This is a genomic window from Bacillus sp. MM2020_4, from assembly GCF_011250555.1.
Taxonomy (GTDB): domain Bacteria; phylum Bacillota; class Bacilli; order Bacillales; family Cytobacillaceae; genus Neobacillus.
Window position 1 is genome coordinate 14,303 of the sequence record NZ_JAANMZ010000041.1, and the last position, 21,400, is coordinate 35,702.

The 21,400-nt window shown below is 40.0% G+C and carries 21 protein-coding genes; 8 read left to right on the forward strand and 13 right to left on the reverse strand.

Translation table 11 applies throughout. From position 1 onward, the window contains the following. Positions 1-3: 3 nt before the first annotated feature. Positions 4-1,752, reverse strand: coding sequence for an ABC transporter ATP-binding protein (locus G6554_RS19930; protein WP_242637854.1), 1,749 nt, complete (start codon positions 1,750-1,752; stop codon positions 4-6). A 318-nt stretch (positions 1,753-2,070) separates the two neighbouring features. On the opposite strand from G6554_RS19930, the gene G6554_RS19935 reads away from it, so the two are divergent. Then, complete coding sequence (locus tag G6554_RS19935) at positions 2,071-3,042, forward strand: nuclease-related domain-containing protein (RefSeq protein WP_166245059.1); 972 nt, start codon at positions 2,071-2,073, stop codon at positions 3,040-3,042. Positions 3,043-3,259: 217 nt separating this feature from the next. Here the strand turns inward: G6554_RS19935 and G6554_RS19940 are convergent, their stop codons facing one another. The 9 genes from G6554_RS19940 to G6554_RS19980 form a co-directional block, all read right to left on the reverse strand. Beyond that, a complete protein-coding gene (locus G6554_RS19940) occupies positions 3,260-3,937 on the reverse strand; it encodes an AlkZ-related protein (protein WP_166245061.1) in 678 nt (225 codons plus the stop codon). A gap of 48 nt (positions 3,938-3,985) precedes the next feature. Continuing rightward, entirely contained in the window at positions 3,986-4,816 is an 831-nt protein-coding gene (locus tag G6554_RS19945; RefSeq protein ID WP_166245063.1) for an MBL fold metallo-hydrolase, read from the reverse strand. 317 nt (positions 4,817-5,133) lie between these two features. Further along, on the reverse strand, positions 5,134-6,126 hold the full coding sequence (locus tag G6554_RS19950) for an SPFH domain-containing protein (RefSeq protein ID WP_166245065.1): 993 nt from the start codon (positions 6,124-6,126) through the stop codon (positions 5,134-5,136). 88 nt (positions 6,127-6,214) lie between these two features. Beyond that, positions 6,215-7,078 (reverse strand): TPM domain-containing protein, encoded by an 864-nt coding sequence (locus tag G6554_RS19955; RefSeq protein ID WP_347564333.1) that lies wholly within the window; start codon positions 7,076-7,078, stop codon positions 6,215-6,217. Further along, entirely contained in the window at positions 7,075-8,103 is a 1,029-nt protein-coding gene (locus tag G6554_RS19960; RefSeq protein ID WP_166245070.1) for a TFIIB-type zinc ribbon-containing protein, read from the reverse strand. The genes G6554_RS19955 and G6554_RS19960 overlap by 4 nt, the downstream gene beginning before the upstream one ends. Before the next feature lie 83 nt (positions 8,104-8,186). After that, a complete protein-coding gene (locus G6554_RS19965) occupies positions 8,187-8,867 on the reverse strand; it encodes a PspA/IM30 family protein (RefSeq protein ID WP_166245071.1) in 681 nt (226 codons plus the stop codon). Between the two features lie 197 nt (positions 8,868-9,064). Then, positions 9,065-10,042: a ring-cleaving dioxygenase gene (locus tag G6554_RS19970; protein ID WP_166245073.1), complete on the reverse strand. Its 978-nt coding sequence runs from the start codon at positions 10,040-10,042 to the stop codon at positions 9,065-9,067. A gap of 29 nt (positions 10,043-10,071) precedes the next feature. Beyond that, complete coding sequence (locus G6554_RS19975) at positions 10,072-11,040, reverse strand: ring-cleaving dioxygenase (RefSeq protein ID WP_166245075.1); 969 nt, start codon at positions 11,038-11,040, stop codon at positions 10,072-10,074. Between the two features lie 217 nt (positions 11,041-11,257). Continuing rightward, a complete protein-coding gene (locus G6554_RS19980) occupies positions 11,258-12,460 on the reverse strand; it encodes an MFS transporter (protein ID WP_166245077.1) in 1,203 nt (400 codons plus the stop codon). Between the two features lie 507 nt (positions 12,461-12,967). On the opposite strand from G6554_RS19980, the gene G6554_RS19985 reads away from it, so the two are divergent. From G6554_RS19985 to G6554_RS20015, 7 genes are all read left to right on the forward strand, one after another. After that, a complete protein-coding gene (locus tag G6554_RS19985) occupies positions 12,968-13,486 on the forward strand; it encodes a cupredoxin domain-containing protein (RefSeq protein WP_166245079.1) in 519 nt (172 codons plus the stop codon). A 20-nt stretch (positions 13,487-13,506) separates the two neighbouring features. Beyond that, the gene (locus G6554_RS19990; protein ID WP_166245081.1) at positions 13,507-14,991 is read left to right on the forward strand and encodes a cbb3-type cytochrome c oxidase subunit I; all 1,485 of its coding nucleotides are present in this window, start codon (positions 13,507-13,509) and stop codon (positions 14,989-14,991) included. Next, positions 14,984-15,595, forward strand: a complete 612-nt coding sequence (locus tag G6554_RS19995; RefSeq protein ID WP_166245083.1) for an SCO family protein — start codon at positions 14,984-14,986, stop codon at positions 15,593-15,595. The genes G6554_RS19990 and G6554_RS19995 overlap by 8 nt, the downstream gene beginning before the upstream one ends. Before the next feature lie 13 nt (positions 15,596-15,608). Further along, positions 15,609-16,157: a hypothetical protein gene (locus G6554_RS20000; protein ID WP_166245085.1), complete on the forward strand. Its 549-nt coding sequence runs from the start codon at positions 15,609-15,611 to the stop codon at positions 16,155-16,157. A 200-nt stretch (positions 16,158-16,357) separates the two neighbouring features. Then, positions 16,358-16,828, forward strand: coding sequence for an inner membrane protein YiaA (yiaA, locus tag G6554_RS20005; RefSeq protein WP_166245087.1), 471 nt, complete (start codon positions 16,358-16,360; stop codon positions 16,826-16,828). A 472-nt stretch (positions 16,829-17,300) separates the two neighbouring features. Then, entirely contained in the window at positions 17,301-18,317 is a 1,017-nt protein-coding gene (locus G6554_RS20010; protein WP_166245089.1) for a S66 family peptidase, read from the forward strand. Positions 18,318-18,385: 68 nt separating this feature from the next. Continuing rightward, positions 18,386-18,856, forward strand: coding sequence for a divergent PAP2 family protein (locus tag G6554_RS20015; RefSeq protein WP_166245091.1), 471 nt, complete (start codon positions 18,386-18,388; stop codon positions 18,854-18,856). Positions 18,857-18,912: 56 nt separating this feature from the next. Here G6554_RS20015 and G6554_RS20020 read toward each other — a convergent pair whose 3' ends face one another. Genes G6554_RS20020 through G6554_RS20030 form a run of 3 tightly spaced genes read right to left on the reverse strand, consistent with a single transcriptional unit; the run spans position 18,913 to position 21,395 of the window. Beyond that, on the reverse strand, positions 18,913-19,071 hold the full coding sequence (locus tag G6554_RS20020) for a hypothetical protein (RefSeq protein ID WP_166245093.1): 159 nt from the start codon (positions 19,069-19,071) through the stop codon (positions 18,913-18,915). A gap of 1 nt (position 19,072) precedes the next feature. Further along, the gene (locus G6554_RS20025) at positions 19,073-20,311 is read right to left on the reverse strand and encodes a Ger(x)C family spore germination protein (RefSeq protein WP_166245095.1); all 1,239 of its coding nucleotides are present in this window, start codon (positions 20,309-20,311) and stop codon (positions 19,073-19,075) included. Continuing rightward, a complete protein-coding gene (locus G6554_RS20030; protein WP_166245097.1) occupies positions 20,286-21,395 on the reverse strand; it encodes a GerAB/ArcD/ProY family transporter in 1,110 nt (369 codons plus the stop codon). The genes G6554_RS20025 and G6554_RS20030 overlap by 26 nt, the downstream gene beginning before the upstream one ends. Positions 21,396-21,400: the final 5 nt, after the last annotated feature.

The window sequence follows — 21,400 nt, forward strand, 5'->3', positions numbered from 1 at the left end:
TGATTAAGCAAGTTCGGCCCTACGTAATTGCTGCTCCGCAAATTGGCGATACAGGGAGTGTGTTTGGACAAGTTGCTCATGTGTCCCGCTCCCCGTAATTTCTCCTTTTTCAAGGAAGATGATTTGGTCAGAATCAATCACAGTCGAAAGACGATGGGCAATGATTAAAGTTGTTCTTCCCTTCATTAAATTCTGCAATGCCTGTTGAACAACAAGCTCTGATTTGCTATCAAGGCTAGAGGTCGCTTCGTCTAACATAAGAATTTGAGGATTCCTCAAAAAGGCACGCGCAATGGCGATTCTCTGCCTTTGACCACCCGACAATTTGATTCCACGTTCACCGACTTCGGTATCATATCCACTCGGCAGCTCAGAAATAAATTGATCGGCATAAGCCATTTTCGCTACACGAGCGATCTCTTCATCTCCGACGGCAGCTTTCATTCCATAACAAATATTATCACGTATAGTTCCGGAAATAATCGGACTTTCCTGTGAAACATAGCCAATATGACTTCTCCATGAAGCTAGCGAAAAATGATCAATGGACTCTTTCCCAAGAAGAATCGTTCCCTGATTTGGTTGGTAGAAACGCTCCAATAAAGAAAAGAGTGTCGTTTTACCACTTCCACTTGGACCAACAATCGCTGTCACCTTTCCAGCTTCTATCGTAAAGTTGATATCGTGCAGAATCTTTTCTCCGTTTTGATAGGAAAAATCTAATTGCTTCACGGTAATGAGTTGGTTCATATTTTTTACATGTGGTTTGGAATCATCCTGTTCTTCCGTCGAATCCATGATTGAAATAATTCGTTCCGTTGCACCAGTGGCTTTTTGAAATTGAGTAAAAAATGCCGCTAATTGCCCCATTGGCATAACGATTTGGAAAAGATACATAATAAAGGCGACTAAATCACCTGCGGTTAAAGCCCCAGAGGAAACGCTCATTCCTCCATATCCCAAAATGGTAACGAGTAAAAGCATAATGACTATTCCCATTAGCGGACCAAGTAATGCTTGAATCTTTGCCTCTTTTAGCCCATATTGAAACAATTTTGTTATTCCCCTTTTTCCATTCTCATACTCCATTGGCTCTGCATTCGAGGTCTTCACGAGCCGGATTTCCGATAATACTTGTTGGATGACAGAAGTGAACTTTGCCGTCTCGTCCTGAAGACCCTTCGACACTAGATGCATTTTTCTACCTAATACCATCAATATCACAGCAGAAAGTGGGATAGCGATCATCATTAACATGGTCATTTTCCAATCCATTACAAACATGACAATAATGGAACCCATAATAGATATCGTTCCTGATAGGAAATTAGTGAGATGTTCCGTAATTAAACCTCTTACAACTCCTGTATCATTTGTCACGCGGCTGACCGTTTCACCTGATTGATGCTCATCAAAATAAGGGATTGGTAAGGTGAGAAGCTTCTTCCATAGACGTTCTCTAATACCTGCAACAACCGATTGTCCGATGTGATTGAGGAGGTAGATCGATATCCCGCTGGCCGCAGCCTGAATCAAAAGAGCTCCAGCAAGAAGAATAATTTTCCCTGGACTTAAAGAGCTTATTGAAAAGTCATTAATCAGGTTTTTCGTAAATAGTGGAACGGATAATCCAACTAAAGTTGTACTGACACTTAGTAATAAAGCAATCGCAATCAGTAGTTTTGATGGCTTGGTTTGTTGCACTAATCGAATAAATTGACGCCACCCTTTTTCGGGTTTTTCTTTTGACATATCTATACATCCTTTCATTATCAAGCACTCATCATTCAGTATCCATTGCTCCATTCGAATTATATTAAAAATGTATGAATTTAGTATGAACTGCCGCAAAATTTCTCTATCTTGGTTTGGTTTCCGCAAACAAATGGGGTAGTTTCGCAAACAAATCCATTGGTTTCGCAAACAAACGGCTTACTTTCGCAAATAAAATTTTCTACTATAAAGTTTCAAATATCTCGTAACAAATGAATGATATTTTTCTACAAATTCTGCAGGATTTTACCACGCTAAATGAGAATTAGTAGATATTAACTACAAGGAGTGATTATTTTGATTATCAAGGCACGGAAAGTCCCATTAATTATCTTGATTTTGTTGGCTCTATTGCGTCGGCTTCCCAAAAATCATGATAAGCGGTCACAAATTATGAAGGAACTTGCTAGAAGGCAGGCCGGATACCAAGGAGAAGAGTCCCTAGACTACTATTTATGCCGACTACCTGAAAAAGACTATATGATTTTCCACGATTTAAACCTTCCTTTCGGAAAATATAACTGCCAAAACGATACGATTCTCCTTACACCTAAACTCGCCCTTATCCTAGAAACTAAAAATATGACAGGAACGTTAAAATTTGATTTAGAAAATGAGCAATTTTTTCAAACGATTGATGGAAATGATAAAGGCTACACAGATCCCATCGCGCAGGCTGAGATGCATAAGGCCTGCATCCAGGAGTTTCTATTAAAATATAATTTCCCTCCTGTTCCAGTTGATTACTTAGTTGTCATTAGTAATCCATATGCTGTTATTTCCTACAATGGAAACCACTCCGAAGTGAAGAAACGAGTCTGCAAATCTCATAATCTCCTGAAAAAGATTGATATGTTTGAGAAAATGTACACAAATGAATTCCTCACCGAAAAAGAGCTCCGAAAGTTATGTAAACTCCTAGTTAAAAAGAATACTCCGCCAACAATCCATGTATTAGAAAGATGTGGTATTAAAAGGAGCGAATTAAGGACCGGTCCTCATTGTCCTTCATGTGATTATCTTCCGATTGTCCGCAAAAAGAGAAAATGGTACTGCCCATCCTGTAATACCTTTGCTAATGATGCACTAGATAGGGCGCTCCTGGATTATTTTTTGCTCTTTGATTCCAAAATAACAAACCACGAGTTTCGTGCCTTTGCGCATATAACATCTGTCGATGCAGCAGGGAGGCATCTGCGATCCGCAGGACTTACCAGTTCCGGTGAAAAAAAGAATCGTTCATATTCTCCCGATACTATTCCTTGGTAAAATTCAGGTTCGCAAACAAATGGGGTAGGTTCGCAAACAAACTACCCGGTTTCGCAAACAAATCCATTGGTCTCGCAAACAAACGGCTTACTTTCGCAAATAAAACAAAACCACCCCAAATAGCGACCAATTTCCAAAGAAAAACGGGCACCATCACGATACAAATATAGATCATTTGCCTCGATAGCCCGTTTTTTTCTGTTTTTATTTAAACAAGTTAAAACTTAAATATCTTTTCCCATCCTTTTATGGATTCCGGGCTGCAGATTCGTGAGAAGTGCTCTTTAAGTTCCATTTTGGCTTCTTCTATATCCATGCTTAGTGCCTTTACATCATTATTTTCCGCCCAATATTCCATTGTCTCAAATGACGTGCTGCTCCAGCCATTTTTTTCACCCAATTCGTTGGTTTTTGCCTTCGTCCCAGAAACAACAATATCCATGGATCCTTGTAATTCCAGCAACGCATTATCAAATGGCTTTTTCTTTTCTTTATCCTTCATTCCTGCTTTGGCCCTTAACAGCCTAGTATCAATGCCTGGTTCCTCATGAATAAGCCTGTACAGTTCTAAGGCTTCCCTTGAAACCATTCCATCATCATATCGTTTTTCCAATGGTTGCGCTGAGCCCAAAATTATCCTAACTAACGGAAGGATCTTATGTGAAATTAAAACAGATTTTTTCTTGATAAACTTTCCGTATGCCGCTACTCCATCAACTGCGAATTCGACACGCCACATCCACGGATCCAATTCTGAACCACTATACCAATGATCCTTTGAAGTAATACTATCTAACGAAGGATAATTAGGTACTAACTTTGCCAATGGTAACAAGCCATTTTCCTCAATCACCTCAATGGCTTCTTCGTATGTATGAATCAGGTAATTCTTCAATTAATCTCAGCTCCCAAACCATATTCTTATATACCCACTTCTTCCACGTTATACCGAAAATGAATTTTTCATATGTTCTTGAATAATTGAATTAATAATGTGAACAGAATCCCATTCCCCTTTTGAAAAAAAGACGATGGGATATTTCTTTGGAAAGAGAGTGTTTTTGATTTGACTTGGCGACAATCCATCTTGGTGGAACTTGATAATTTTCCCTTGAAGATCTAACAAATAATCTAACTTTCTTTGTAATGCAGCACGTCCATCCTCTAAATAGCCAGCGTGGCAGCAAAACACTTCTTCGAAATTATAGGTTAACACTTTCTTTAAGGATTGAATAATGGTGGGAATGTCTTCTTCACGTAAAACGACCTTTGTCTTTTCCTGGCAATACAAATCACCGGTAAAAAGTTGACCGGTTTCACGGTTTAAAAACGCCAAATGATCGATAGCATGACCAGGTGTTTCAATCACGTCCCATGTTGCATGGTGAGATAAAAAGGTTTTTCCAATTGCCGTCGCCTGAAAGGGACTTCGTTTCCCCCAAAATATTTTTCGATACATTGGATAGTCTGCTCTATTTTCACAATATTCAATCATTATATCACTCATATAAATAGGCAGGTGCAGCTCTTTCTGTAAAAACGCTGCACAGCCTGTATGATCCTCATGAAAATGTGTGATGACCACCTGATCTATATCTTGTTGGTTAAAAAATGGCTTAAAGTCCTTTTCTAATGACTTTGCCCCCGTATCAATTAATACCCCGTCCACAACAAAGCAATGAACATTTAATCTTACCCCTTGCAGTGCTACCGTACCGTTCCCCATTTGGACTCCATTTATCGTCTGCTGTTTGAAATTCTTTTTTACAAACATTAAGCGCCCCCCCTATAACCATCCCTTTGTTAAATATTAACATAGACTGAATGAGTATTCATTGATTAGTTTGAAGCTCCAGGAACATTAACTGATGGGACATGGATTGCTTTTTAGATTCGCTGATATATTGGAAAATTCGCCGATAAATCAGATTAACTTACGAACAAAATGTAATTTCGCGCCTCATTAGTACGTTTTTAGAAGTTTAAATGTGAGTAATAGCAACAGCCAATTCAAAACAAAAAAGCTAGGGTAATATAAACCCTAGACGTTTTTCTGTGCTACTTATTGAGTTAATGATCATGTGGTTGAAATTAGGAAATAAGTTTTTGCCCACAGTTTGAACAAAAGTTGGCCCCGGCTGTTTTGGTTCCACAATTCGGGCAAAAGTTTGGTCTCTTTTGGTTACCAGTATCAGCAGGGAGTGCCATATTTGGAGATGGTGCAGGCTGGTTTGGGGTTTGCTGAGACATTTTGTTCATCATTTGCCCCGCGATATTCATCCCCATCATCATCCCGGCCATATCAGATGCCGCTCCGCCACCGCCCATTTTCCCTGAGGCCATGCCATCTGTCAACTCGATTTGCTGGTACCGATCCATATTGCCAACCATACCGTGTGAAGCATTTTTGGTAATCCTATCTTGAATCTCCTTTGGATAGCTGAAACTCATGACGGTAAATCCGGTGATCGTAATACCGCTTTTTAGCAGCTGCATATCCAAATCCTCTTGGATTCCTTTAGAAATGTCGAAGGAGTTGGCCTGAAGATTAAACATATCCTTCCCTTCCTTTGTAATCCATTTCATTAGGAGCTGGTCAAGGACAGAAGAAATGCGAATTTTTACATCCTCCACGACATATTGATCCTTCACACCGGCTATTTGATCAATTAAAGCAATATAATCATCTACCTTAAATGTAAAAGTTCCATTTGCCCGAATTGGCATACCGCCTGGGAGTCCCGGTGCGGGGATATTAATTGCATTTTGAGTTCCCCATTTCACCACAAACTCCTTGGTGTTCACAAACAGTACTTCTACTCTCATCCCACTATTGAATCCAAACTTGAACCCCTTTAAAGTTGATAAGAATGGAATGATTTGCGATTCGATATCATATTCTCCATCATCGCGAAATATCCCTTCGATTTTTCCATTGCTAAAAAATATGGCATCTTGACCGGGCCGAATGATCAGTCTGCTCCCTTTTTTGATTTCACGATTGCTCCATTTATAGAAGATCATATCATCCCGAAATTCTTGCCATTCTACGACATTTGCAAATTGATTTTTAAAAAAAGACATTGATTCATTACTCCCTTCCACTTATATCAGAATTTATATGTTTTGAACTAGAGATTTTCTAGCTCCAGGGCGCTTGTGCTTTTCTTAGTTAGAATTTACCGCTGCTTCCGCTATGCGAGTGGCCGCCACCGGTGATCCCGCCTCCACCGCCACTTTTCGGATTATCTGGTTTTCTCTGTCGAGTCACTGTTTGATTGACAAAGTTATCATACTTGCTAACTACTTTTGATTTATCGCTGTCCATATAGGTTCGGGCAGTAACCGTGATCCTCCCACCGGAACGATAGGCCATAATCGCAACAGCCGTACCTGCCACGATAAGCGCGACTATTAATTGAAACCACCATTGGAAAAAGATATTTTCCTGATTGCCCTCCGAATCGTTGGCAATATACCCCTCTGGACTGCCACCTGAACCATTGCCTGAATATCCATCCGAACTGTAACTCGGCTCTTCACTCATAAATTCATAGGAAGTATTTAAAAAGGCCGAAAATGCTTGATAATAATTGCCCGCAGATAAATCAGGCGTAATGGAATCACGAATCTGATCAAGCCGCCCATCATCCAAATACTGCTCCGCCTTTTTAAACCCCGCCAAATACACATCCCGTTCTTGCATGTCAATAGCTAGGATTGCGGTATTTCCATGTGGTTGGTCAAACCCGGGAGCCTGTTCATCATAGAAATCTTCCACATATTGTTTCAGGACCTTTCCGTCCGTTCCATTTAAGGAGAGGATAATAAAAGCGGTCTCCCTCTCATTTCCCAACTCACTTGCCAAATTCTGAAGTTCTGCCGCCTCTTCGGTCGTTAGCAATCCGGCGGAGTCATATATATACTGATTCCGATCAAAGTCTTGAGCTTTTACCGACAGCCCCAACGGTAGAAGTAGGAGAATCGTAAGAAACAAGAATGGGATACTGCATTTTTTTACAAAATTTCCACTCACCAGAACCCGCCCCCCATCAGATAAGAGACACATTTTAAGGCAAAAAAGGTTCCTGCTGTGATTCCACTTAACCACATCGCTACTTTACCAAAACTGATTGGCGGTTTGCCAACAATTTTTCCAGTCTGTCCATTCATCGCAAAGGTGTGCTCAGAATCGTTGTAATCATAACTGACCATCCATACGGGCAGTAAAACATAAAAGCTGTTCACGTTTCTCGTATTGATCTGCTTCTTTTTTATATTTACAGAATGATAGCCTGTTAAAGTCGAAGAAATAAAGGATTCAATGTAACCGCTGATTCTATCCTTCGCCCTTGGTAGCAGCTCTTCATCTGTATAATTGTATTTTTCCGCAATATATCCAGCTAAATAGGGAGTTTTAAACTCTTTTAATTGATCGTATGGGAAGGGTTCCAGTTTATCCATTAATTCGTCATTCATCTTTTCCGATGCATCAACTGGAATCTTAACATAATCAAGGTTGATATCGCGGAAGGCATCATAATACTTTGTTTCTGTGTAAATATAATCGCCCTGTTCGTAGGTCCTTACCTTCGTACACGTGGCATTTACTTGCACCTTACTATTTAAATCAAATAACCAAAAGGGAACATAGATTCCAGTAATACTTTTAATTCGATCGGCGGTCATAAAGCCTTTCGGAGTTAAAAGCCCTTTCCTGCACCATTTTTTAAACGCATTCGTTGCTTCTTCCTTATTAATGGTAAAAGGAATCACCTTTGCCGGTGCAAGCTGACCTGATACTCGTTCGGCAATTACAACACCCGCACCGCAGAAACTGCAGCTTGTTGCGGCTGTTTCTGCTTCTGTAATGAGAACAGCTCCACAATTTTCGCAATGGTACTCATTCGCCTCATCAATTGAAAACCTGACTGATACCAAATCTTCAGGATAATTTTCTATATTTTCGTGTCTACCGCAGCTTTGACAAGACAATTCGCCTGATTCAGAATCGAAGTTCATATCATTTCCACAGCTGGGGCATTTATAGTGAAGGATCATGTTTTCAACCCCTTTTTATATCTATCTTTTAATGGTCGGTGTTCAAAAGCTGCAGCATAAAAACTACAGCTTTTGATAGACCTCTATCCCTTATTCTTCATTCTTGCTTTCAACGCCGCAAGTTCGTCCTCAACATCATGGCTCGCTTCGTCATATTTAGCCGTTAAGTCTTCGATTTCATCTTTCGGGCCTGCATTAAGTTCCGCTATGGCATTCGCCTCGTCCAGCGCACGATTCACCTTTTCTTCCATTCGCTCAAATGCTGTAATCGATTGGCCGGAACCGGCTGCCGATGCCCCAAGTTTATTCATTCGTTCCTGTGTCTTGGCAACAGACCATTTCGCTTTTAGTATATTTTTGCGTGAGTCCAATTCACCGATATCCGCGACAAGCTTATCATGCATTTGTTTCATTTGCAGAGCGTTCGCAGAGGCTAATTGATGGGCTGACTGTAATTCTGTTAATCTAGCTGTGAGTGCGGCTTTCTTTTCTAAAAACTTCCTTGCATCTCCTTCATTTCCCGCTTCTAAGGCCTTCATCGCATATTGTTCCATCTTCTCCATATCTTCTTCACAGTTAGTTACGAGCCTTTTTGCCCGCTGTTCTTCAGCCATCACGGATGCTGTTTCCGATTTTACCTTCCCTAAGTCACTGTTAAGATTTCGTAGGTACTGATCAATCATTTTCTCCGGGTTTTCAGCCTTATCCAATAAAGCATTGATATTGCTCGCCATAATATCTTTAAATCTTGAAATAATACTCATACGTGACCATTCCTCCCTTATTTCAGAAACAGAAATTAAAACACATACTACATAGTATACTGCCTAATTTTAAAAAAGGTTTCATTTTTTACCAGAGGTTTTATTTGGTTCACTAGGATTCACAGATACTTAGAAAAAAAATTAAATAAAGGTCCAGCCATATAAATTGGCTGAACCTACATATTTTCAGGAGTCTGTTATTCTTTACTAAACACCTTTGTACTCCTCACTGTATCAATTGGGCGAACTAATTTTTCTATTTGTGCACGTTTAGGCTCTAGGAATGGAGGTAAAGATAATTTTTCCCCAAGTGTTTCATAAGGTTCATCACCCATGAAGCCTGGCCCGTCCGTGGCAAATTCAAATAAAATTTGCGGTGCAACTCTTGCATACAATGACTCAAAAAAGTGACGATTGACATACCCGGATGTCTGGAAACCAAAACTACTCATCCGCTGGATCCATTCTTCTAAAACAGGGCGATCCTCTACGCGGAATGCGGCATGGTGTACCGTACCAAAACCTTGTCGGGCTTCTGGAAGAATCGCGTTATATTCGACAATAACCGAAGCGCCATTTCCGCCCTCACCGACTTCAAATAAATGGAATGATCCGTCTTTATCAGTCTCTTTAAATAAGAGAACTTTTTCCATCATTTCTTTAAAGTAATCAAAGTTGGCAATCCGAACAAAAATTGGTCCTAAACCTGTAATCGCATATTCAAGTGGAATCGGACCGTTTTGCCAAGGTGTGCCGGATTCTACTCCTGTATTCAATTCATCCGAGATCAATTGATAGTGCTGATCATCAAAATCAACGAATGAGAGAGTCTTCTTACCAAATTGCTGTTGGATTCCAGTATGTTTGACTTCCAAATGATCAAAGCGTTTTACCCAATAGTCTAAGGCTGCATCACTTGGTACACGAAATGATGTTTTTGATATCTCATTTGTACCGTGAATGCCTTTCGGAATGCCTGGGAAGTCAAAAAAGGTCATGTCTGTTCCTGCACTACCTTTATCATCGGCAAAGAATAAATGATAGGTTTGAATATCATCTTGATTGACCGTTTTTTTCACTAACCGCATACCTAAAATATAGGTGAAAAATTCATAGTTCTTTTCAGCACTACTTGTAATCGCTGTTACATGGTGCAGTCCTTTTAGATGGTTCATTATATATTCCTCCCATAATAGCTAGATTTTTATTCTAAGATCAATGGACGCAATTTTTCTTCAATTTCTTTTCGCTTTGGTTCCAAAAATGGCGGCAGAGCTAGTTTCTCCCCCATGGTTTCCATTGGTTCATCTGTTGCAAACCCTGGTGTATCTGTGGATAATTCAAATAATATTCCATTGGGTTCTCGGAAATATAATGCCTTGAAGTAATACCGTTCCACTTTCCCCGAATTCGGTAATCGATTTTCCTTTATCCGCTGTGCCCATTGATCATACTCTTCTTCATTGGGAATGCGGAAGGCAACATGATGAACGCCGCCGCGCCCAAGTCGGGCTTTTGGCAAATCAGGTCTTGTTTCAATATGAACTTCTGCACCGCTGCCGCCTTCACCAGTCGCGTAAACCAATATATCAGGAAAATTCCCTTCAAGAGATGGATAGGAGCCGACAAATCGGAAGCCCATAACATCTGTTAAAACACCGATCGTTGGTTCGGCGATTCCGACTGTAAGTGTTACAGGTCCTAATCCAACAATAGCATGCTCCAAAGGAATGTCCTCTCTTTGCCAAGGTACGCCAGCTCTAACACCTTTTTCCCCATTATCTGCTACAAGGATTAAACGGGTTCCCTCGAAATCTCTGAAGGCCAATGTCTCACGATTGGCTCCTTTTTGAATATCCTCATGTTCTACACCATATTGTTGAAAACGTTGTTTCCAAAATAACAATGAATCTGAACTTTTCACCCTTAGCGATACGAAGGAAATATCTGAAGTTCCTCTATATGATTGTCCAAGGCCAGGAATGTCGAAGAACGTTACGTCGGCTCCGGGAGTTCCTTCTGCATCCGCATAAAAGAGATGATAAGATTCTGTATTATCTTGATTCACTGTTTTCTTTACCAATCTCATTCCTAAAATCTTCGTATAAAATTCATAATTCTTTTCCGCTTTCCCTGTCAATATGGATACATGATGTAATCCTAAGAGTTCCATTCCATTTCACTCCTCTTTATCATATTTTTTCTGTTTTATCATTATTTAAAGTTCCGAACATCTCATTTCTGATACCAATTCCCTTGAATTCATTTATCTCGAATTCGAGATAATTATAAAACATTTATCTTCTTGTGTCAACATCCACAACTGTACATAAAATGGCTTTCATCATCTTGATGAAAGCCCTGCTCCTTATTTATACATTCTTCCAAAATTAAGCGTTTCTTTTCTGCATCGACAAGCTTTTAAGACCTTTGCCTTTCCAATATGCCGCTCCCATCGCCACTAACAATAAAACACCTGTTACGAGAAAGACCATCTGCACCGGAAAAATCCCGCCTATGAAGCCGCCAATCATCGGTCCTGTCATCCCGCCAATCTGATTAGCGGTTTGGCTTAATCCGAATGCTCGACCGCGGAATTCCTCGGCTGTTGACTTCACGACAAGACCATTTAATGCTGGATAGACCGCACAGAAAAAGACACCAAAGACAAAACGGATAATGGAAAATCCGATGATTTCACTGAACAGAATCTGTGCCAGCGTGCCGAGACCGCCGCCAAGCAGCCCGACCACAAGTACGCGATGAAATCCGACTTTATCAGCCCATCTCCCCCAGACAGGAGCAAATAACGCACTGGCAATCCCCGGAAGTGAAAATACAATACCGGCTAACAGTGAAGCCTTATCAACTGAGCCGCCCAATTTAACAATATACAAGGGTAGAACCGGCTCAATCGTCATGATCGATCCTGCCGTAACAACTGTTAAGATCAGCACTAGCATAAATGGCCGATTGCTCCACGCTTCTTTTATATCATTTTTTACAGAACCACGCTTTTTGCTTGGGGTAAAGTTCTCCTCCGTTACCCAAAAAATGACCAAAATTGTCGAAATCAAAGTAAAGATTCCCGCGCTGCCAAAAGCCCAGCGGTTTCCGACCAAATGTGCAATTCCTCCGCCAAGCAGCGGTCCAAGAATCCCGCCAGATGCAGATGCAGTCGAAATCATCGACAGTGCATACCCGATCCTTTTACCGGGTGTATTCGTCCCAATTAAAGCAATCGACCCAGGAATAAATCCGGTTAATAGCCCTTGCGCAATCCGTAAGGACAATAACTGATAGGGATTTGTCACAAATGCGGTCAAACTATAGATGATAAAAAGACAAAATCCCGCCCGGATAATCATCGGCTTTCGTCCATATTTATCGGCTACGCTCCCCCAGAACGGCGAAGCGATCGCTCCCGCAAAGAAAGCTGCGCTAAATAATAATCCTGCCCACATTTCAATATGTTCATGGACGCCGATTTGTGGAAGAAAGATCGGTAAAAAGGGGATAACCATCGAAAAGCTTGCCGATGTAAAAAAGACACCAATCCATAAAACCCATAAATTACGTTTCCAGCCTTGCATGCCAATCGCTCCCATTAGTATCCTAATAATTTCCCCCTAACTTTATCACAAAATTGAAAATTGTGAACGTTTAGTGACCCGAAATAATAGTAAACTCTCTAAAATCTTCTTAAAAGGGGTATTTTCATTAAATTTGTTCAAATTAATTCGCGGTAAATTTCGTATTTCTAAAATTTCCTTTCCTTTATCAGAAATTCATTATTCATTTCACTACTTGTCCCACTCTATGAGCGAATTTCGGAGTTCTATGAGCGAATCTTATGTTTCAATGAGCGAATTTCGGGGTTCAATGAGCGAATTTAAAACTTTCTTATCTCCCGAGCCAATTTTCGCTAATATCCAACAATATCCAATTGGTGTCAGGCACCACCACGCGAATTAAATAACTGAAAATTGTGATAAATTTAACAGTAATTCCCTTCTATCTCTTGTATGATTTTTAAGACATAGCTCTTTTCTCCACCATCACAGAAGAAAAGGTTGATTTTAAATAAGGGGGGTTCGTTTATGTATCAACAAGCAGCCTGGATCATTACGATACTGCTAAGCATGTTTGTCATTTTTCTCTTCCTCTATGTCTTATCCCAATCTAGAAAGAAAGCCGATTATGCCAAGGTTCAGAAAAAATGGTATTTCATTCGCAAGGTCTGGTTCCTCATTTTATTTACCACCCTGTTAACCGCCAGTTATTTTACCTTAAAAGACTTGCCTTTTGAACGAGTGGAAGCAAAAGGAACACCGATTGATGTCGAGGTAACGGCCATGCAATTTGGATTTGAAGTTTCTGAAGATGTGTTTAAGGTGGGAGATTATATCGCCTTTCATGTTACAAGTAAGGACGTCAATCACGGCTTCGGTTTATACGATGAAACCATGAATATTGTTGCGCAAACTCAAGCAATGCCTAAATATACAAACACGGTGTACTATCAATTTACGAAGCCGGGAACCTACACAATTTTATGTATGGAATATTGCGGCATGGCCCATCACTTAATGAAACGGGAAATCACCGTCAACAAATAATCGGAGGGAGTGATTAAAGGATGCACACTTTACGAGTTTCAATAGATTTGAAAACAAAGAAAAGCGTCATTTTTCCACTAGTCTTAAGTGGGGCATTGTTATTACTAATGATGATCGTGGGGGTACTCATGCTCCTGGCTCAAGGAAAGTTGATTGCGTTAGATCCAAGGATGTTCTATAAAATTATGACGTTGCACGGAACAGGAATGATTGGAACTGCAGCCCTGGCCGTATCCTGCATTATGTGGTATTTCCTTAGTCAATATGTTTCACTTAAAAGATCGGTATTTTATGTAAATCTCATTTTTTTCATTGTGGGTGTGGCGATGGTATTAGTAGCAATATTTGCCTATGATTTCGCAGGAGGCTGGACATTTCTTTATCCCCTACCGAGCATTTCAGGGGGAATGTGGGGAAAAACGGCTGCTGCCCTCTATTTAGGGGGAATGCTGGTGATTGGCAGCGGATTTTTAATTTTATTTTTAGAAGCTGCACGTGCCATGATTAAACAATATGGCAGTTTTGCGGCAACACTTGGCTGGCCACAAATTTTAGGTCTAAAAAAGGGCTTTGGTCCGCCAACGACTGTCGTTGCCAGCACTATGGTTTGTATTGTTGACATTACAGCGATTATCGCAGGGGCTGCCATCCTGTTAATAAGCCTTATCAACCTCTATGCACCAGGCTTTACAATTGATCCCCTCCTAGCCAAAAACTTGACCTACGGATTTGGCCATGTCCTTGCAAACTCCACCATATATATGGCCGTGATCGTTGTCTATGAATTGCTCCCTAGATATACCGGAAGACCGTGGAAATCCAATAAGATTTTTCTAATCGCTTGGAATATATCAACCATTTTCACCCTGATTATCTATCCTCATCACTTGTTGATGGACTTTGTCATGCCAAAATGGATGCTAATTATGGGGCAGGTTCTTTCCTATTTAAATGGAATACCGGTTCTAGTTATCACTGCTTATGGGGCATTGATGATCATCTATCGTTCCGGCATTAAATGGGATGTGGCCTCGGGCTTCTTATACCTATCAATGTTTGGCTGGGTCATTGGGGTTATTCCAGCGATTGTCGATGCCACCATTGTCATTAATCATGTGATGCACAACACCAAATGGGTTCCAGGACATTTCCATATGTACATGGGGATTGGAGTATGTTCCATGCTTATTGGGTTCATGTATTACCTGACCAAAGTGGAGGGCGGACGGAGCGATAGTAAAATGGACTTTCTCACCTTATGGTTGTTTGTCCTAACGTTCCTTGGGTTGACAGGCTCCTTTTTATTTTCGGGAGCGGATAGTACCCCAAGGCGCTGGGCTGAACATCTTCCGGAATGGATCCCGGCTGATGTTATGGCCGCATTCTCTGGGATGGCAGTAACCCTTATCTTCCTGCTATTTATCGTCCGTTTCATTAACTATTCCAGCAAAATTGGCACGAATAAGGACCACACAGATAATATTGGAACCCCAACACATGGCTAAGAAAAGTATTTTTCTTCTAATGGCAATACCGGTGTTTGGGATCATGCTCTTATTCTTTTCTACCGATCATTTCCAGGCTTTGACGGCTGAACAAGCGCGTCGGGTCAATGTCTTACAAAATAGCCCAGTAGTTCCGGATGTGATACTCGAAGATAGTAAGGGTGAAAAATTCACCTTTTCTGACTACCGTGGTCAATATATTTTAGTTACTTACATTTATGCAACTTGCGGTGACGTCTGTCCATTAGTAGAAAAGAATTTTAATAAAATATACACACAGCTGCCCCCAAAAATTTTAGAAAAAAAAATACAGTTACTAAGCATCAGCTTTGATCCTGCACAAGATACACCTGAGATGCTTGAACATCATCGAGAAATGTATGAAGCAGACGGTGTCTATTGGAAAATGGCGCGTGTTCCTAACCAAAAAGAGCTGGATTTATTATTAGAACAGTCAGGAGTAATTGTCCTTCCCATTGAGAACGGTTTTGAGCATAATGCCGCTTTTTATTTAATCAATCCTGAAGGTCAATTTATACGAATATTCAACTTTGACTCTCCCAATGAAGTGGTCAAAGAATTGAGGGAGATTATCTCTTTTTGAGGAGGGGGGCAGAATGAAAAGGAACATCCTCATTGGCCTTGGTTTAGTAGCAATCCTAAGCATCCCGCAGGTTAGAACAAGTCTTGTGGATACCATGATTGGGCAGATGATCATTCAAATTCCTTTGTTAGCATTAGCCGGTTATTTTCTTGGGAGCGGATTTAGAAAGGACGATTCCGAATATAACAGCCTGGGTATACCTGGTCTCCTAATAGTACTATTCGCAAGCATCTATTGGCTTTTACCGCGTTCCCTTGATGCTGCCTTAAATAGCAGCGTGTTTGAAATACTAAAATATGTGACGGTTCCTTTATTAATCGGCCTCCCCCTTGCATGGAGCTGGGGGAAATTGCCTGGAACAGTCAAAGGGGTCGTCTGGGCAAACGTTATTTCCATGCTTTTTGTCATGGGCTGGCTTTACGCCAACGCCCCCATTCGCCTTTGTAATAATTATTTAATTGGGCAGCAAAACCAACTAGGAGCGACCCTTATGGTGTTGTCACTGTTATGTCTATTGGCGTTTTTTTGCAAAGTATTTTTCATTGGAATCAAGAGCGAATAGCGGTTGGGACTGTTCGCTCTTTTTGTTTTTAAAAAAACTCTGAAACAACAACAATTTAACAAGTCGCCACTACAGAAATTCTAATTGGAAATTTCAAATAAATTAACTATTATTTGTAAAAAAAATCTATATAATAAGATTAAGGTAGGGGCACTATAGTGCTCCATTTTTATTTTTAAAAAGATGGAGGGGAACATTCCATGTCTAATGAGAATGAAGTTGTAGTAGAGAATGGTAAACACAAGGATCCAAAAGTGAAAGTCACAAGGAAAGAAGGAGAACCGACTCCAGCTTTCATAGGGGCTTCCTGGGCAGCGCTATTAGTAGGGGTTGCGGCATATCTCATAGGTTTGTTTAACGCATCGATGCAATTAAATGAAAAAGGGTATTACTTTGCTGTTTTAGTATTCGGACTTTATGCAGCAGTATCTTTACAAAAAGCAGTAAGAGATAAAGATGAGGGGATACCAGTAACCACTATTTATTATGGGATTAGTTGGTTTGCGCTTATTGTATCTATTTCATTAATGGGTATCGGCTTATTCAATGCAGGAAGTATTGATTTAAGTGAAAAGGGATTTTATGGGATGTCATTTATTCTAAGTATCTTCGCATCCATAACCGTTCAAAAGAATATACGAGATACCCAGAGGGCAAGAGAAAGAGATTAATTGATTATCCGATTATTTGAGGGACTGCAGGCATGCATCTTTCTCCCTCGACAACTGTAATAAAAAGACCACATTGAAAAAGGTCAACCAGCTATCAGCTATCTGGCTAACCTCATTAGAGTGCTTCTATTGGACATTTCCATCTGGATTCCTGGAGTTTTGTCCTTTAGATTGCTTCTATTGTTTGAAGTATACACAATCTAAAAATGGCACACAATTATTCCTACTATTTTCGTTGTTGGTTTTTAAATATTAACCGATGAGTAACATCTAATTCATATTTTATTAATAATTACGAGCTATAGTAAATTGTAGTGGGGATAGCATGCGTGGCTATCATGGTATTTGGCGAAGGCGGAGCCAGTACTAGTTAATTTACATTGGGTTTGGAAATAAATTATCTTTTTAGAAATATTGTTTAACTTCAAGCAAATCATCTGGTAAAATCATCTAAAAGTGAGGAGGATTTTCCATGATTACGTATCCACATTTAAAAGAAGGCGCCTCAATAGGGGTAACAGCACCTTCATCTGGTATACCTGCTGAATTACATCAACTGGTTACAAATTCTTGCACCAGGCTGGAACGAAGTGGTTTTCGAATGACCTGTGGTGAGACTGTTTGGACGCAAAACAAGGCAAAATCGGCATCTGCTATAAAACGTGCAACCGAATTTAATACGCTTATGGCTGACAGCGAAATCGACATCCTTATTCCCCCATGGGGCGGCGAATTGTTAATTGAAATCCTCGAATATATCGACTATGAAAATATTAAAAACAAGTGGATATTAGGGTACTCCGACATTAGCGGCTTGCTCTTATCGATCACATTGAAGACAGGAATCGCAACTGCTCACGGAACGAATTTAATTGATTTACGAGGAGAATTTTCCGATGAAACCACCGCCATGTGGCAGACAGTCTTATCGACAAAAACAGGCGAATCAGTCCTACAGCGGTCCTCTGAACTGTTTCAGAAAGAATGGCAGCATGATCATCCCTCTCCCTGCGTTTTTCACTTAACTGAAAAAACCAGTTGGAAAACTGTCTCGAATCACAATGTCAAAATTCAAGGCCGCTTACTTGGCGGGTGTATTGATATGATTAGACATTTGATCGGCACACCATTCGGTGATGTTCAAAGCTTTAGAGGAAAATATATAAATGGGGATCCAGTTATTTGGTATTTAGAGAACTGTGAATTAAATACCACTGACCTTCGAAGATCATTGGTGCAAATGAAATTAGCTGGCTGGTTTGACCATTGCTCCGGTCTAATGTTTGGCCGAAGCCCCGCGAATACGCCCGTCGAAAACTATACGGCTGTAAATGTTTATCAAGACCTTACTGCTGAACTCGATATCCCGATTATTTATGATATTGATTGCGGCCATGTTCCACCACAGATTACATTTATCAATGGGGCTCATGCAGAAGTTGAAGTCGCAGATGGAAAAGGAACCATTGTACAATACTTTCGCCCATAATGACTATTTTTCATCATTTTGGTTTTTTTGACATATTCTAAGGACAGACAATCATTAGGAGGATCACCATGTTTTTATCCTATCCTATTTTAGCGGCACTTTTGGGGATGTTGTTTGCTCAATTTGTAAAAATTCCCATCCACTATATCACGTCAAGAGAACTAAAATGGAATCTGATGGTTAGTACGGGCGGAATGCCTAGTTCACATACAGCAACCATTATTTCTTTGACTACAGCTATTGGGTTAACATCAGGATTTCAATCAAACGAGTTTGCCATTTGCGTGGTCGTATCGATGATTGTTATGCATGATGCCACAGGTGTCCGAAGGCATGCCGGATACCATGCTGAGGTGTTAAATACTTTGTTAGCTGATTGGAATCGTCTGATTGAAACATTAAAAAATCCGAATTTAAAGAAGACTGAATCCAGAGAAAAGCTGAAAGAACTATTGGGACATCAACCTGCAGAGGTTTTCTTCGGAGTGATTACAGGAATTATTGTTGGTGTTCTCACCTACCTAGCGTATCCATTTTAATATGAAAAGGCGCACAAATCCTGTACGCCTTTTGCCAGCTAGAAGTCCTTTTGTTCTTATTTTAAAATCGAAAAAAATGGAAGAATAAGAATAGCAATGGTAAGAATAAAAACGGCTGCCGCTCCAAATTTTTGTTTCTCCTTCCACAAAGTAACGGCAAAACCTGCGGTATAAATAGCAATGATAATCAGCACAATGACAGTGATTATCTTCAACCTACTTCCCCGCCTCCTTTACTATCCTTCCATAATCAACAATTTCAACGTTTGCCTTTACGTAAATGTCCGCTTTTAGATACGATTTGTTCCAATTGAATCTTTTATATTCCTGAATCGTTCCAAAATATTTTCGGGCATTATAGGACAACGGAAATGGTGCCCCTTTATAGTTTCTTTGAGTTTTTTTTAACACCTGCTCATTCTCTATTTCGAAATGGCGGGTTATTTCCTTTTTTATGATTTCTTGGTTTTTCTTCTTAGAGAAATCAACCATTGATGGATTTGACATAATTTCAAACTTTAATGGGAGAGTGATAAAAATCTTTGGCCTCGGTCCCTTTAAGTCCATTTTGATTTTATTGTTTTCAATTTTCATGACTCTAGCTGCGAATGATTTCTGTTTACCTGGAAATGGATTCGGCATATTCAGCAAAAAGTTGTTAATGTTTGTTGTATCATCAAGAGTATTGACGATACTTGTTTCCTGTCCGTTCAACTTTCCAATCATCACGCCATTCTTAAACACTGCTGACCCGATAAATTGGGTATCATCAAGCTCCCCTGAAGCATTCACCTGACCGGCCATGTACTCATCCTCCCCTTTAAATTTAGGTTTTTTCTCTCTTACTGCAGTTGTGTTCATCGCCAGGAAGAGATCTGTTCCACTTTCCTTTGTTTTAAAAAAGCGAAAAAGGGTAGAATCGGGAATGAGCCCATTTTTAATCCCATGTTCCACCATATATTGAAAATACTTATGCGGCCTCGTTTCCATTTTTGGACGGTTTTTCAAGAAATACTCACTGGCCTTTTCTTTCGATACCGCTATATACGTATTCAACCGAATTTGTTTATCATAGGAAGCACTGCTAATAATCCGAAAAAAATTTGGATCTTTAGCAAGTTCCTCCGAAACAACAATAATTTTTAATAAATCATAACTAATGATTCGGGAGATAATGGCATTAGCTGTCACTTTCGCCACGGTGAAATCATTAGCATCGAATGAGATAATTTCCCTTGGCTTTTCCGTCGAACCGCCCCCTCCCTGCATACTCCCAACTTCGGCATTGGCAAGTAACATCGTAACTTTGAGCTTCCCCTTATGTTGGGAGCGGTCCAGTCCGAGTCCAATTACATAGGCTCTATCCTCAAGTTCTTCCCGATCCCAGCAGCCTGTTAAAGAAAAAACAATCACTACTAGCAACAAAACTTTACCTACTGTTTTGGTCTTTTGCATGTTTAAATTCTCCTTTTAACAGCGCGGACAGCCATAAAATGAGAGAAATTGCTGCGAATGCAGGGCCAGCTACTGTTTGAACCATTTTTTCCCACTCTATACCAAGCTCAATCGGTGATTCCGGAATAATGCCAATCAATAAATAAAGGGTAGCGAGCGATGGAATAAGGAATTCAAAATCCTTAATTTTAAATATATGTCCGAACATCTGAACGCTAATATACAAAAAGGCAGTGAAACGAATAAATGCGGACATAATCCAAATAATGAAAAAAATAATTTCGATATTAGGAATATAACTTCCAAGTGATATATAGCGAATCGCCGTATGAAACGGATAGCCCACGCCACCCAACATATGGTCAAGCATGCAAATGAAAAGGAGCGTAGCCACACTAATTTGGATACTGACATATATATAGGCTATCCACGTGCCCTTTCGAAACTCTTTATATGAAGTAAGATATGGAATAAGCATCGTAAGCAGAAAAAAGTCAGCAAAAAGGGTTAAGCTTTGTGAACTTTGCCTGATGATCTCCATTTTCCCTGGGCCCCAAATAGGCAGCATGGCTTGGACATTACTATCTTGAGTACTTAATCCTAACGCAACAAACAAGCCGATAATGGCATAAAGAATAAGCAGGTACGCAACTGACCCAATATGCTGAATTCCCTTTTTTGCACCATAGGCACAAACCGCCATTAAAAGAGCATAGAGAATGAGGATGGGTGTTGTTCTGAAATAAAATGCCCTAATAATGTTGGTATAGGTTCTCGAATCAAATGAAATACCGGCTGAAGTAATGATAAAAATAACAAGACATACGAAAAAACCAATATATTTCCCCAGTAATTTTTGAATAATAAAAAATAGGTTTTTCCCTTGAAATAACGACAGAGTCTTAAGTAATAAAAAGAAAGGAATAAAAAAAATTCCTGCAGATAGAATTGGAATCATCCAGGCAGCGTTTTGATCCTTAGTAAACAATACAGCAGGGGTATCTTCTGTTGCTTTTGATCCTACCATTAAAATGGCAATAGACACGTATTCTCGAATTCCAAGTTTTCCAGGCAACTGATTCATCGGAT